Source organism: Tenacibaculum amylolyticum, from assembly GCF_964511145.1.
GTDB lineage: Bacteria > Bacteroidota > Bacteroidia > Flavobacteriales > Flavobacteriaceae > Polaribacter > Polaribacter amylolyticum.
In genome coordinates this window covers 1-16,213 of record NZ_CAZEFZ010000030.1, presented here as the reverse complement: position 1 = coordinate 16,213, position 16,213 = coordinate 1, and the positions used below count along the sequence as shown (strand labels likewise).

Genomic DNA, 16,213 nt, shown 5'->3' with positions numbered 1-16,213 from the left:
AAAATATGTGTCGAATAAATTTTACAATACAACATACAGATGCTAATGGAGATGGACTTCAAGCAGCACAAGGAAGATATAAATTTAAAAACGAAGTTGCGTTTCAAGATATATTTAATATTAATTTATCTAACCCACAAACACCAGATATTAATGTAAATGGGGAGTATGATTTACAAGTTAGAGTACAAGATGTAAGAGGACTTTGGAGTGAGTGGTTTACTTCTCCAGAAGGATTTAAAGTAGGTAATTGTACACCAAATCAAAAACCAACTGTATTTGCTGGAGTAGATCAAAATATAGCATCGAATAATACAACAGTAACAGCAATTGCATCAGATCCAGATGGAACAATTGTCAGCTATTTATGGGAAGTTATGAGTGGTGGTCCATCAGTTACTATTATAAACCCTAATGCAGCAACTACAGAAATTACGGGGCTTATAGAAGGAACACATAGATTTAGATGTACCGTTACAGATAATGATGGTTTAACTGCGCAAGATGAGGTTGAAATTATATATATACCTAATGTCAATGAAAATAATCTATTCAAGGTTGTTAAAATAGATGCAGGTAGATTTAAACTGGAAACAAGTAGGTATATTAATACAGCAACGTTTATTTTAAATTATGTAACTAAAGTTGAGGATGATCGTGAAAGTCAGGATGGAAATGCTACGTATGAATATTTTTCACAAACAATACATTTGAATGGAAACTTTGATTTGCAAAACTCATCAGATAAAAACACGATTATTAATGAAATTGTTTCAAAGCCTACAGTAATAGGGAATGCTACTTTATGGGAGGTTACTAACGGTATTTTTAGTATAGAATTTAATACCATTTTTGGTTCCTCAGACAATGGAATGTCATATACAGTTTTAAATAGTGTTACTAATGTATCTGCAACCTAAGTATGTTATTTAATAATTATAAAGCAGTAATAAGCATCTTATATTATTTGTTAGGGGAAGATAATTTTGCGATAACAGGAAGTCTGGCAGATTATAAACATTTAGAAAAGGATGTTGTAATAAATGACATAGATCTAATAATTGTAAATGAAAAGATTTTAGAAAATTTGAACCCTTACTTTAAAATGGTAAGAACAAAAGCAATAGAAGATTCAAATATTCCTCATATTAAAAGGGTTTATGTTTACAATATACTATATATAAAAGTAGAAATATTTGTGAATGAGGTTTTTAAAGAAGTAGAAAAGAAGTCTTTTTTAAATATGTCTTTAAATTTTATAAATAGGAATGGAAGGAAAAAAGAGCTTTTAGACTTTATTGAATTGTCAACGAAACAGGAAGATAAAGATAGAGTGAAGAAATATACTCAAAAGCTGAATAGATATAAATAAAATGATTTATAAGAACTGCTTATGAAGTATAGAAAATAGCAGGGAATATAAGATATGAAAATAAAAAGTTACTAAGAAGATTATGACGCCAATAAGAGATCAAAAAATAGCAGCAGCGATAGGATCTGAGTTTACAGAATATAATTCGGTTTTAGCAAAATTAAAAACATGTAAAAATCCAGTACAGTGTAAAGAGTATTATCTAAGATTAAAAGTGTTGGCAAAAGATATTATGGCTAGCATAAAAAAATTGTGTAATACTTCTAATTCAAAACAGTGTGGAACATTATTACACGAGTTATGTTGGTTATCTGTAGAAGATTGGACATACAATCTGAATATACCAAGTCAAGATGCTATACAGCAAGATCATGAAGCAACAGTAGAGGCTATTAACAAAGCAGGGGCACCTATTTGGCGTCCAAACACAAAATATCATGTTGCATTTACCGTAAAAGATATTGTAGATGATAGTCATGAGCATGAGTACAAATATCACTATGGATTTAAAACTGCAGGAACTATCGGACATTATCATAATGCACCAAATGTAAATTATGGAGGGGAGCGAGATGCAGATGGTAAACTATTAAATCCAGATCAATACGCATTAACATCTTTAGAACAATATATAGATTATAGACGTTCATACCCAAATGCAAACGGAAATTTATTGCGCTCTAAACCATTATTCTATGGTCATGAGCACGCAAAGCTTCAAATATTTTATATAAAACCATATGTGCCTCATATGTTTAAAAATAAATGGGCGACGTATGGAGGAAGTTCAGATACATTTTTACCAGCTATAGAAACAAAAGATAATGAGAATAATAGCTTAGAAGCTTTCAAAGTCTTTATTCAAGATCCAGTTTCAAATGTAATTTTAGAGCATCCAATGCCTCCAGAAGTGGATGTAACGAATATTCCTCAGACAACTGAAGAATGGACTGAAGATAGTGAAATTCCAATGCCTCCAGTATTACAATATGTAAAGAATTTTGTGGAAGCGCAAGGAGGAACTTGTGGTTTTGATGGAGGAGAGATTATTAAGCCAGCAAGTCAATATACAAAGGTTACTTTCCAGAATTTAAAGCCTCGTAAAATGTATACAGCTATCATAACGAATGCGTTTGATGGTGAACGAAAACAAATACATGATTATGTATTCCAAACATCTCGTTATGCTTCTTTTGAAGAGCAGGTAAATAGTTATAAACTAGATGAAGAAAATACAACAAAAGCAGTATATACGCTAGATTTAGATGTATCAAATGATACAATTAACAAAGCTTATAGTACACTTGTAACAACAGAGGCAACTAATGATATTCAAGAAACAGAATTTCTAGATTATTTAGATAGAATCTTAGAAGGAATTTTCAAAATGACTCCTTTAGATCCTCCTGCAACAACTGAATTTAATATTATTCGAAATTCAAATGCAAACGATGCTATTGGTATATTAGTTAGAAGCCCAGAGCCTTTTAACGATCCTAAAATACCGTTAGAAGAAATTAAAAATACAATTGCTGTATTATCAAATGATGATCCAACTACAGTAGATGGTGATTATTCTGTAATCTATGCGAAAGATTATTCACAAGCATTAATTATGCATAGCAATAAAAAAATAGCAGCTACGAGTTTAAATATTCGTTTCCAATATAAATTATGGAATGGTGATAGTTATGCTATAAACGACACTGTGATAAGTAACATTCAAATAAATTAATAAGAAAAAGAGAAAATGAGCTTTATAAATAAATATAAAATAAGTGGTGAAATCACTGATAATAAATATACTAAATCAGTTAGTAAAGAGTTTGTTGAAGGAGAGTTTTCCTTTATTTATAATATAGCCAGAAATGCTAGTGGAAAATGTATTATAACAAAGCTTAATACTTCAGGGAATACTATCTGGGTAAAAGAAATAGAGCAGTTTGATATACATTACGTTCATACGATTGAAGAAGTATCTTCTAATTTATCAGAATATACAGCTGTGGCTACTTTTGGAGCTTCTCCAGAAGCATTTATATATTTAATAAAATTTGATACTAATGGTAGTATTCTACAAATAAAAAAAATAACAACACAATCTCATACAGGTCAAGAAGGAAGGTATGTTCAGTATTATAACAATCATTTTTTTATAGTTTTTAACAAGGAAGTTTTAAAAATAAATAACAATGGAGACCTTGTTCAAAGGTGGGAGTTCTCTAATACAAAGTATATATCTAATAATGCTTACTCATTTTATGTTGAACCAATAACAGGCTATATGTTATTTTTTCACCACGTTTCTACCGATGAAAATCTTGCCTATTTAGTGGTAAGAGATCAAAATTTTGCAAAAGTAGAAGAAATACAAATAAATTATCCTAATGCAGTAAGTAGATTAAATCCAAACGATGCAATATTTAGAAAAACAGATAATGGATTTGATTATTTCTTTTCAATGTCTAAAGAATATGGAGCAGAAAACCAAGAAGTTTGTCTTGTAAAAACAGAGAACAATCAAATTACATATAACAAAGTAATTGAGGTTACAAGTTACAATAGTTTGTTGAGCAACTTAACATTAGTAGATAATTATATTTATTACCAGAGTTTAGAAGGAATTTTTAAGTTTTCCTCAAATGACTTAACACCTGTGTGGCTAAAGAGAATTAACGGTTTTGAGCAAGTAGAAAGATTAATATATAATGAAGTAACAAAAAAAATAACATGTAATTACTCTGATTTTTCAGGTGTGTATAATTATAATTTCAAGGCATTTTATTTAGATAGCGAACTTAATAGTTGTGTAACCGCTATACAAAGTATTCCTTCACTAAATACTGTAAATTTAAATTTTACAATAACAGATGATTATACCGAAACGGAACAAAATCTAATTAATAGTGAAACAATTTCTAATGAATTTGTTAGTAAAGAATTAACAATTACAGAAATATGTCCAAGTAATATATTTGATATAACGCAAAGTACAATTACAGCTAGTCCTAATATTATCAGCACTAGTGGAATAGAGTTTTCAACAATAACAGTACAACTTAAAGATAGTAAAGGAGAAAATATAACTAATGGAGGAGAATCTATTATTGTTTTAACAACCTTGGGAACAATAAGTTCAACTGTAGATAATGGAGACGGTACCTATACTGCTTCTTTAAATTCGACAGAAGTAGGTTCATCATTAGTATCTTTTACAGTGAATGGAGTTGTCTCACCTAATAAAGTTAATGTCAATTTTATAGAGTCTCAAGATATAGATCATGAATATTTTGTAAAAGATTTAAAAGGGGCATATCAACCGTTTTTTATTAGTAACTTTTTATATCATGCAAATTATAGAAATCAGAGTAATGTATATAAGAATATTCCAGTAAAGATTATAAAGACAGATGTAAACTATAATATTTATTGGGCAAAAGAGACAACAAATATGCATTTTGTGCTTAATATTATTGGTTGTGATAATGGAGATGTAATTGTTTATGGAGGAGAATATGAAGAAGTAGGGGATATAGCCAAGGTAGTTTTACTAAGATTAAATACAGATGGAAATGTTGTATGGTTAAAAAAATATGATATAAATACTGTTAGGTATCATTCAGATGCAACTAGACGAACCTATATCGCTAAATTAGAAGACGGGAAATATATATTTAGAGGATTTAAAGAAATAGGTACCATAGATGAAAATGGTAATTTAATTAAAACCATTGTCGTTAAAGATACGAGTACAGATAATGATGTTATTTTTTATGATTTAACAATCAGTAGCGGCAAAATTTTTCTTTTAACATCTTCTCTTACAAGTGGAGATATATTAGGTTTAGTATCATTAGATAAAAACTTTAATCTTTTAACTAAAGAAGTAATTTATTTCTCAGATTATAAAAATACAATTGCTTCAATCCCTTGGATAGGTACTTATGAAAATAAACTTTTTGTCATAGCTCATGGGCGGGTTAGAAGAGAGAATAGATATAAAAAGTATCTAGTATCAATAAATGCAGATACACTGAAAGTAGAACAAACTATAGGAATAGGATACTTTGGACCTATATATTCTAGAAACACCTGGTTTTTAGAAATTAATGATGAAGGCTTATACTTTATAGAAGTAGATAGCGCTAAATCATCTTCAACTATTTATTGTAAGTTAGATAAAGAACTAAATTTATTATGGATAAAAAGACAAGATAATTATGATATAAATCAAGAGACTTCTATAATTTGTAACGATTTTGCATTATTAAATGAATCTTCTACTAGAAAAATTATTAAAGTAAATAGCAATATTGATCCTAATAATTGTTTTAATCCAACAGTTACTAATGAAGAACATATCACTGAGACTTTAACTTCTGTTGTAAAGAAAAGGGATTTCAAAAATATATCATTATTAGAGCAGTCAATACAAGAAGATAACCCAGTTGTAGTATTAAATAATTTTGATATATCTTTTATAGATGATTGTATTGCTATCATTCCTGTTGATTTAACTAAAAGTAGTATTGTAGCTAATCCTACATCTATCTTAGCAAATGGTACATCAGTTTCGGTAATCACAGTTACGTTAAAAGATGCAGGAGGAAATATAATAACGAATTCAACAAGTAATGTTGTTATACAGACCGATATAGGTAATTTAAGCACAACAATAAATAATAGTAATGGTACTTACACTGCAAACTTAACGAGTACTGTAGGAGGTACTGCTACATTATCTTTTACTGTAGACGGAGAAGCTTCTCCTAATGAAGCGGAAGTAGTTCTTACTCCAGTTACTTTAGAATTAACAAACTCAACAAAACTTCAATCTACGAATTTATATGTACAAGCAGCAGGTTCTACAGGGAATGATGGTAGTGTTAAAGGTGTTCATTTAAGATGGTTATTAAAAGGATACCTAGGAGATACTCATTTACCAAAAGGGAATAATGCAAGAACAACGCACCATTTTAATAAACCAGATGACTTTGTACGTATTTATAGAGCTCCTTATGAACCTCAATACGTAACTTTAGATTTCGAAAATCTGTCACCAAGTGTGGTAGATCATAGCAATTACCTATGGATTTATCGTATAAATGAAGTGCCGTTTTACGTATATTTTAAAAATAAATTACAATACAATAGGGTAAAAGGTACTACTAATGCATTAGCAAATAGTTTTAGTTTTATTCAGAATTATGGAAATAATATTATTGAAATAGATCATAAAACTACCTTGTCTTTTGCAATAACAATGAAGGCGGCAAGTACTTCAACAAATATTCAAGCAGAAGTTTTATCTGTAGAGGACAATACGTTAACTGCACCTAAATATGTTACAGCACGAAAAGAATTTGTTGGCGAAGGACGATTAGAAGAAGAAAATATTAGGACGCTTAGATTCAAAGCGAATCATATCAAAGAAATTCAATTTGAATTATATGCAGATGCATTAACTCATAATTTAGTAGAAGAGAAATGGGCATTTGTAGGCGAGTATGCTTTAACTACTGAAGATACTATAGCAGAAAACAGATTAGAACCTGAAAATAATACAGCTACAATTCATGGAGAGTGGCCTCGATTTAATGATGGGGATACTGTTAATAAAGACAATTACATAGATAGATGGAATGGAGCAGAAACACAACCGTATAATTCAGCAACTGAACCAGCGTATTATGAGTATTATGATAGACGTTTAAAAACAACGGTCAAACGTTATATAGAACTTTCAGATGCCAGCGCGAATAACCCAGTAGCAATGGAAGGAATACCATTTGGTACAACATTACCTGAAGGTGTTACATCACAAGAAGAAGATACACAAGATATTTCTAATTTAACAATACTACAGTTAGCTTCAATGGATTATCATTTGGCTAGAATGTTAGGATTAGGGCATATAGATACGAGTATAGATACAAATGAAGAAGCAAAAAAGTATGTTTACTTAGCTGAATATAAAACCACTCATAACATTAATAATGGTTTAAACGATAATGGAGCTAAAGATATTCAACATATATTTTTATCATTACCAACAGCTATAACTGATGAAAGATTACCTATTCCAGTTAATTTACAAGAACCAGTCTTAGGAATCCATAATTCAACAAATGAAAATATTACTGAATTAGTAGATGAAGAAGGGTATTTATATGATGGAAAACAACGTTTTATAAGTTTAATTAATGAAGAGTTACCAAATAATCAAACAAATTTAGGTTTCTTTGAGGAAAGAACATTGTTTAGTACAGCAGAAGCTACAACACCAGTATATGCGGGAATAGAATATAAATTATTTGATCCAGCGAATCCTAATTCTTCTAATTGGAGAAAACCAGAATTATCAAATACGTCAAAATATAAAAATTACGCTACAGGCGATAATTCTTCAGCTGAATTTAATGAAGCAGTTCCTATTTTAGTTCCTGAAGCTAATGAAGTATTATTTCTGCATAGAGAAAGAGAAGAAGGATGGCACCGATATGGTTCTTACGGAATCAATTGGTTTAGCCGATCTCAACAAAGTACTGTTTTTTGGGATATAGAAACAAGTTTTAGCCCACAAAATAGATTGTTGCCTCCATCAAATATTAAGGCTTGTTTAATTGTAGAAGAAAGTCCATTAATGTTAACTTCTGCTAAGGAGCAAGAACTGTTCGAAGCAATAACAACAGAGGATAAAACATTAGTTCGTTTAACGTTTGATCATAACATTAATCAAGATAAAATTACATATCAGATTAATGAAGACTCTATGGGCACGTTTACAGACCCATTACACGAAAATGCTATTTATAGAGATGACAAAGAGGTTTTTGCAGATAGAGTTAATCTTTTCTTTAGGAATAAACCACCAAAAACAGTTACAGGGAAAATAAAGAGTATTGAAACACATGCTAACAATGCTTTGGCTATTATTAGAACTGAAGATTATTTTTTAGTAAGTACAGAAACTACAATTACTCCAGAAGTATTGCCTAATGAATTTACCAATTTTGTGGGAAGTGTTTTCATGTTTAACGATACAAAATATATTGTTCATGAAGTAACGGCTTCAACAGTAGCTGATGAAGGACCAATATTTACAGTATATAAAGAATTAGTTTCTGAAGCAATGTTAAACGGTACAGAGCCTGATCCAACAGTACCTTTAGAGTTACCTACTTTTAGTGATGTTACGATGTTTAACACTGTTGAAAATATGCTTACGGAAAGTAATTGGAAAGTGGGAGAGTCTTCGGCAATTAATAAACTTGACTTTCAAATTAATATAGGAAACAATTGGCCAATACACAGAGAGGTTATAGATGAAGAAAGTATTAGCGGCGTTCCTGAGCAAATACTTGAAAAATCTAGAGGAATATGGGAAACCGCAGTTATTGAAGAAGCACGTAGGCCTGAAGAAAATATCTATGATGCTGAAGGAGTTTTAATCGCTGAACCAAAACATGTTGGAATGTATAAAATTACATTTCCTAATTCATTAGATCATCATGCTCAGTTTAATTCTCATAATGTAGATTGGTACCAAGGTATTGTTAGAATACATACACAGAATAATCCAACAAAGAAACGTAAAGTACTAGAAGTAGTAAAAATAGAAAATGTTGGAACATCTGATCCACTTGTTGTTTATGCATTGGATCCTCAATATCCAACAAATGTTGATAATGCAAGTAGTGTTCCAGGTTTTGATCCTATACTAACTGGTAGTCAAGAGGTGAATTTCTATCCAGGTTATAGAGTATACTTATATCACGATGCTACTCATCATTTAACAGAAGAAGCAATACTTCCAAGTAGAGGAGAAGGATTAAAATATTCTATTGTAGGATTACAATCTGTAGATCCAGATTACCCAGAAAGTGCTACAAATCCAAATGAATGGTATACTTCTAAGATTGGTCAACCAGCACAGTTCTTTGCACAAGAAGTTATCCGTCCAGAAATTCCATTGTTATCAAATGGAGAAGAATTTGTTTATGCAACAAGGCCAGATACATTCGGAAAATCAACATTCTCTTTAACACCAGGGTTTAGACACATACCACATGGAGTACAGTTTTATAGAAGTAATGATGATGCTATTTTAAATGCATTATATAAGCCGAGTACCGTTATAGAAATTAAAGAGAAATTAAAAGAAGATATCGATTCTAAATTTCATTTAGTAAAAAGATGGCAGAATTTATTAGGCTTTAATTTTGAATACGAAGAAACATTTCAAACAGATAATGAATTCTTTATATATCCGGAAGATGAAACAGGATATCGTTTCCCAAAACCAGATAAATATGAGTTATATAACTCTATAAATAATGTGTTAGAATATAGAAATGAGAATTATGGAACAACATACAGTTTATTAGATTTAGGGGATCGAGCTGATGATACAAATAATGGTGTAATAGGAGCTGTAAATTTAACAGATGTAGTAATTCCTAGGTTAGAATCAGAAGGAATAAATAATGATGTAACATTTAAAGATTATATACAATCTGTAATTCATAACGTATTTACACCGCTTACAGAAATTCCTTTAATGTATCAGTATATTAAAGGTTCAGATTACCAGCCAATAGCTAAAAAACAAGTAATTCGAGATGCAAGTGGTAGTTTATTACCACCTACAAGCAATAAGTTTGATATGGCTCCAATGGCTAAAAGAATGTCAACAGAGTTTATTAACGAAATTCCAGGAGCAGATACTCGTATTTTATTTACAGATTTCAATTTAGATGGTACTTCAGATAATTTATATTTCTATGCTATCAGAGAAATGGGAAGTACGATGCAACTAGGAGATTTTAGTCCTGTGTTAGGCCCAGTAAAATTAGTAAATACGAAACCGCCTAAAAGCCCAAGTGTAAGGAGAATATTACCAATTTTACAGAATAGAGTTTTAAATATAAACCCAGGTGTATCTGTAGAAATAAATGCATATCCAAAGGTTGAAAATATTAAGCAAATAAAGTTGTACAGAACATTAGAACCGAGTAAAGCTTTATCTGTTAGAACCATGGATTTAGTAACAACAATAAATCTTGAAACTGACGGACAACTCACAAATAACATTTGGAAGCTGAAAGATGAGTTTACAGATTTAGGTTATGTACCATATGGAGATCCTTTATATTACAGAGTAACGGCTTTAAGAGAAGTTGAATATGCAGATGGAAGTAATACTGTAAAAGATGGACATCCTCAAATAACAGAATATGTCCCATCAGAATCATCAAAACTATTAATAAGTAGTATTGTAGAAAATGCGAATCCAGAAGCTCCAACTTTAGAATATAATTTTGATGCAGATTCAACTGATGCTACACTACTTAATCATGTTATATTAAAATGGGATAAGAAAGTCCACAATGGAAAGTACCATGTATATAAAATGAATGCACAAGGTAATTGGGTGAATATTCATTCTTTGAGTTCTAATGTAGAAGATGTACAATTACTATTAGATGATACTTCTCTAGGAAATGGAACACTTAAGGTAACAACTGAAACTGGAGATGTAAAGTATCATCATTTTAAAGTTGTTTCAGAGAATTCAACAGGCATGATGAGTACAGAAGAAAAAATACTTACGATTCCTAATTTAAATAATATCGACGATGAAGAAGGTATCGGAGATATGATCGTAGAAAACACAAATATTGTTAGATAAATAAAAAAAATAGATTATGGCAGAGCAAAATAGAAGTACACTAAAAGAATATTTTAAAGCGGGGGCTAAGCCAACCGAAGAAGAATACAAAGATTTAATAGATAGTTTCGTAAGTAGAACGGAAGATGATTACGTAGAAACATTACCACCTTTACCTAACGCAACTACTACAAAAAAAGGAATTGCAGAACAAGCAACATTATCTGAAGTACAAACAGGTACAGATGATACTAGATTTGTAACACCAAAAGGAGCAAAAAGAGCGGTGGAAACCTTTGCGTCTTCATTAGCACCAGTTCAAAGTGTTAATGGACAAACAGGAGATGTTGTTATTAATATTATTGAAGAAGATAGCGGGTGGCAAACACCGATATTACTAAACGGTATTCAAAACTATGATAGTTCCTACCAAGGAGTTAGATACCGTAAAAAGAACGGTGTTGTATATATAGAGGGAGCAGTAAAAGGTGGTGGAGCAGGTTTATTGACTGTTATTTTTACGTTACCAGTTGGTTTTAGACCTAGTAAAAGACTTATTTTTAATGGGGGTAAGTCTGGTAGTACGCCTGTAAGGATAGATATTGCCACTGATGGAAATATACATTGCTATGGTTATGATACTACTTTAACAAGTATTTCAGGGATTTCTTTCCTAGTTGATTAAAAAAATGAAAATTTAAAAGAATAAAAAATGAGTACATCAAAAAATATATTAAAAACATATTTTCAAACAGGAGATTTTCCTACAGAAGCACAATTTGCAGAATTAATAGATAGTTTTCGTCATGTAGATGATGGAAAAGTAATTAGAAATTTCACGATAAATGCAAATGGAGACTTAACAATTACCTTAAATACGAATGAAACAATACAAATTGATCAATTTGTATTGCCTTCAAGTATGCCTGTTAGTTTTATAGATGGATTACAAAGTATTATAGATAATAGCGTTACCGTTGGTCAACTAAATGAAGCTATAGCTACTTCTGCTTATGGGATTAAATATTCATGGAATTCAGATGCAGAAAGAAATGCTCAAACTGGAATGAAAAAGGATGAGCAAGGAGTACAAAAGAATACAAGAGAGGTCTATAAATATACTGGTAGTAACTGGCAATTGTTTTACACACTAGATGCTGTACATAACCATGACGATCGTTATTATACAGAATCTGAGAGTGATGCTCGTTTTTTAGGAAAGACAGCCAAAGCTGCAGATAGTAATAGATTAGATGGGTTAGATAGTTCTCAGTTTGCAAGAACATCTCACAGTCATCCATGGGAACAAATTACAGATGTTCCTGCTACTTTTCCACCATCATCTCATAATCATGATGATCGCTATTATACAGAGTCAGAAAGCGATGCTCGATTTTTAGAAAAGACGGGTAAAGCTACAGATAGTGATCGATTAGATGGGTTAGATAGTTCTGCATTTGCTAGAATGTCGCATTCGCACTCATGGAATCAAATTACAGGCAAACCTTCAACTTTCCCTGTATCATCTCATAATCATGACGATCGTTATTACACAGAATCAGAAAGCGATGCTCGATTTTTAGGGAAGACAGCAAAAGCTTCAGACAGTGATCGATTAGATGGTATTGATAGTAGTGGATTTGCTAGACAAGAAATAATATCCGCTAAAACCCTTAGTACTGGGTGGTATACAATTGCAGTGAATAATGGGGATAGGGCTAGTGCGAAATTTGTCATAAGAGAAACAAGGTCAAGTTATCATCAAGCAGTTCATTTTTATGCAGGACATCATTTTGGTAATGGGAATATCATCACTGTATTATCAAATTCTTCTTATGCTAATGGAGGAGTGTTTAGGTACTTAAGAATAAAAGAAGGAAGTACTTATGATGGAGTTATGTTACAAGTATATATAGATGTCAACGACTCACCAGTATATGGTATTATTTTAGAAGATATCCAAGCAAATGGCTGGATTGCTAAAAATTGGATACCTGATGGAACGAACCCAGGAAACGTCTCTAATTTCAGTGCGTTAACAAATGTCGCTGCTCAGGTAGACTTAGATAAAACTTTAGGAATTAACACAACAGAAGGTTTATACTCTAAGAATCTTAAAGTTTTAACAGAAGGAACAGATTTATTATTAACGGATCAAGAGTTAAAATGGGAAGAAAATACTGATGGTGCCGCTATAGGTTTTAAAAACTCTTCTGATGCAGATACAGATAGTTATTTGTATTTTAAGACGCTTGATAACGGAAATGAGTATTTTAAGTGGATTCATCAAGTACCTCAAAGTGCTGGAGGAGGTCAAACTGAATGGATGCAATTGAAAGCACAAGGTTTAAAGGTTTTAGGAAATATCTATGCTAATAATGCTTTGGTTGCAACTCAGGCTTGGTCTAATGGAGCATTCTTAGGAAAGACAGCAAAAGCTACTGATAGTGATCGTTTAGATGGATTAGATAGCAGTGCATTTTTGAAAACCACTGACTTAAAAAAAATATCATATGAGCAATCAGGAAGAGATTTTGCACATGGAACTTTAATTAAAACTAATATAGATTATAGTAGAGATGGTGGTGACCCATGGCTATTAGAGATCCAAGGTAATTCTTACGGTTCAAAAGTACCATTTGATGTAAAATACCAAGGATACATATATAATGGTACTATTATAAATCATGGAGGTATTTCTAATGGAACAAAAATCAATAATTTAGAAGTATTTAATCATGGTGGATTTCTATGCTTTTGGTTCCCAAGACAAGCTTATTGGCAAGGTTTTAGTGTTTTTGTTAATGATAGTAATGCCGGAACCAAAGAGAATAGATTAGTTAGTATAACAGATGAAGTTATTCCTTCAGGGATAACAAAAAGAGTCGACTTATCATCTTCATTAAATCAATCATGGCATAATGGAAATGACGGAGCAGGTAGTGGTTTAGATGCAGATAAATTAGATGGATTAGAAGGGGCTGCTTATGCTAGAGCCTCTCATAATCATAATGATTTATACTATACAGAATCTGAAAGTAATGCTCGCTTTTTAGGAAAAACAGCTAAAGCAGCTGATAGTGATAAATTAGATGGTTTAAATAGTACCTCATTTTTTAGAGACAACGCAAATAATATAGGAAATTGGCAATTAGCATCTAAAACTAAAAATTCAGCATATGGATATGCTGCGTTAGAAATAAGAGAGGCTAATTTTGGAAGTTCACAAACAGGAGCAAATTCAGAAGCACCTCGTATTTCTTTTCATTGGGGAGGAAGGGTTGCTTCACAGATTATGTTACGTACTGATGGAGATATTGCTATTATGAATAATCCAGGTACAGGTTATGAACATTTTAGAGCTGCCAATATTTACTCAAATGATGCTTTAGTAGCTACTCAGTCTTGGGCAAATGGAGCATTTTTAGGTAAAACTAGTAAAGCAACTGATAGTGATAGATTGGATGGCTTAAACAGTAGTCAATTTTTAAGAGGAGATACTTATAACTCTGGGAGTTTTGGGTTTACTGATTCCTCGAGATATATTTTATATACAGCTTCTAATTGGGGATTATATTGGGATACCGGTTCTAATATAATGAAATGGAGAGGAGCAGGAAGCGATAGAATGTTAATTAACCTTGGAAATGGAAATTTAGAAGCCAAAGGCAGTATAACTGCACAAGGGAATATTCATGCGAATAGCCATATATATGGAAGAACTGTAAATGGAGCATATTCTAATTTATACCGATTTGGAGGTGTTTATTTAACATGGGATTCTGATTCATACGGAACAAATACAGAGCATTCTATTAGAAGTACTTATGGTAATACCTACGGAGATAGTCTTACTATGAATTCATTTAATAATATTCGTTTAAATATTGATTCGAATAACAATAATAGTAATTCAAAGTTTGAAATAGGTAATAACACTACGGGAACATCGAATGTACTTTTTTCTTTAGACGAGACAGGAACCGTAAGAGCCAAAGGAGATGTTGTAGCTTACTCCACTTCAGATATGAATTTAAAGAGTGCTATTAAACCAATAGCAAGTCCTTTAACGAAAATTAATCAACTATCGGGTAATGAGTTTGTATGGAACGAGAAGCAAACTACTTACGAAGAAGGTAGTAAAGATTATGGAATTATAGCACAAGAAGTAGCAAGTGTATTACCGGAAGCAGTTCGTAAGAATGAAGACACAGGACATTTATCGGTACGTTATGAAAAATTAATTCCACTTCTTATCGAAGGAATGAAAGAGCAACAAGGGCAAATTGAAGAACTTAAAACAAAGCTATATGGCACTACCAATTAGTGGAGAAATAAGTATCAAGGACATCTTAGTTGAGATGGGACAACCAACTCGGACGAATGTAAGTTTAAATACATTAGCACAAGAATGGCTTAACTTTACTGGAGATCTTACCTTTGGTGGACAGGATCATAAGTTAAGTGATTGGTATGGTAAAGTATGGAGAATTTCGATAGACATGTTGAATGAATTTAGAATATCATTTCAGTCGAATCCTTCGGATGGTTTCGGAATAAATAATGCTTGTTCTTTTACGCTGAATAGAACGGTATATCATAATGGAACAGGAGGTTATAGAAGTGCTCCAGATGTAGGAGATACCGTATTTTACTATGATGGAAAAATTGGTTTAGAAGAAGAGATATTAGATCCGAATGTGAAAATTCCTGTATTAGGTGGCACTGCAGAACCTTTTAATGGAGGAGGATTAAGTTATAAGACAGAAGAAAACAAAGTCATTGTAATTGAAAGTAATGGTAGAGTAAGATCAGTTCATACTTGTCAAGTACAAGAAAGAATACTATCTATTACCCCAACACTAATAGAAGAAGTGCCTCAATCTGGTGGAACCTATACTGTTTATGTAACTTGCAACGGTCCTTGGACAGTACAAATATTCAGTGGGCAAACTGAGTCTACTGTATATCCAACATCTGGAAATGGAAATGGAACTTTTAGATTAAGTATAAAGTCATCTGGAGCTATAGATAAGTTACAACTTTTAATAGGAGAAATTAGAGTATCTTCTGGAAGTAAGTCAGTATTTTTGAATTGGCATAGAAGTTTCTTGTTTGATGGACCCGGAGGGGGAGGACCTGGTGGAGGTGGACCTGGCGGAGGCGGACTT

The 16,213-nt window shown here is 31.8% G+C and carries 7 protein-coding genes; all 7 read left to right on the top strand.

Going from position 1 to position 16,213, the window contains the following annotated elements; translation table 11 throughout:
- The first annotated feature begins 5 nt into the window (after window positions 1-5).
- Window positions 6-920 (top strand): PKD domain-containing protein, encoded by a 915-nt coding sequence (locus ACKTTC_RS10765; protein WP_408039831.1) that lies wholly within the window; start codon window positions 6-8, stop codon window positions 918-920.
- Window positions 921-922: 2 nt separating this feature from the next.
- A complete protein-coding gene (locus ACKTTC_RS10760) occupies window positions 923-1,372 on the top strand; it encodes a hypothetical protein (protein ID WP_408039830.1) in 450 nt (149 codons plus the stop codon).
- Between the two features lie 82 nt (window positions 1,373-1,454).
- Window positions 1,455-3,107, top strand: a complete 1,653-nt coding sequence (locus ACKTTC_RS10755) for a hypothetical protein (protein ID WP_408039829.1) — start codon at window positions 1,455-1,457, stop codon at window positions 3,105-3,107.
- 15 nt (window positions 3,108-3,122) lie between these two features.
- Window positions 3,123-11,063 carry an Ig-like domain-containing protein gene (locus ACKTTC_RS10750; protein ID WP_408039828.1) on the top strand — a complete coding sequence of 2,647 codons (7,941 nt, stop codon included), beginning with the start codon at window positions 3,123-3,125 and terminating at the stop codon, window positions 11,061-11,063.
- A gap of 16 nt (window positions 11,064-11,079) precedes the next feature.
- Window positions 11,080-11,727, top strand: coding sequence for a hypothetical protein (locus ACKTTC_RS10745; RefSeq protein ID WP_408039827.1), 648 nt, complete (start codon window positions 11,080-11,082; stop codon window positions 11,725-11,727).
- Between the two features lie 27 nt (window positions 11,728-11,754).
- Window positions 11,755-15,369: a tail fiber domain-containing protein gene (locus tag ACKTTC_RS10740; protein WP_408039826.1), complete on the top strand. Its 3,615-nt coding sequence runs from the start codon at window positions 11,755-11,757 to the stop codon at window positions 15,367-15,369.
- Window positions 15,353-16,213, top strand: an 861-nt coding sequence (locus ACKTTC_RS10735; protein ID WP_408039825.1) for a BACON domain-containing protein, incomplete at its 3' end; no start/stop codon positions are given. The genes ACKTTC_RS10740 and ACKTTC_RS10735, both read left to right, overlap by 17 nt.

What these genes read in the sequence shown, in the direction of transcription:
- ACKTTC_RS10765 (WP_408039831.1), top strand. Translation starts at nt 6, where the DNA reads ATGTGTCGAATAAATTTTACAATACAACATACAGATGCTAATGGAGAT.
- ACKTTC_RS10760 (WP_408039830.1), top strand. Translation starts at nt 923, where the DNA reads ATGTTATTTAATAATTATAAAGCAGTAATAAGCATCTTATATTATTTG.
- ACKTTC_RS10755 (WP_408039829.1), top strand. Translation starts at nt 1,455, where the DNA reads ATGACGCCAATAAGAGATCAAAAAATAGCAGCAGCGATAGGATCTGAG.
- ACKTTC_RS10750 (WP_408039828.1), top strand. Translation starts at nt 3,123, where the DNA reads ATGAGCTTTATAAATAAATATAAAATAAGTGGTGAAATCACTGATAAT.
- ACKTTC_RS10745 (WP_408039827.1), top strand. Translation starts at nt 11,080, where the DNA reads ATGGCAGAGCAAAATAGAAGTACACTAAAAGAATATTTTAAAGCGGGG.
- ACKTTC_RS10740 (WP_408039826.1), top strand. Translation starts at nt 11,755, where the DNA reads ATGAGTACATCAAAAAATATATTAAAAACATATTTTCAAACAGGAGAT.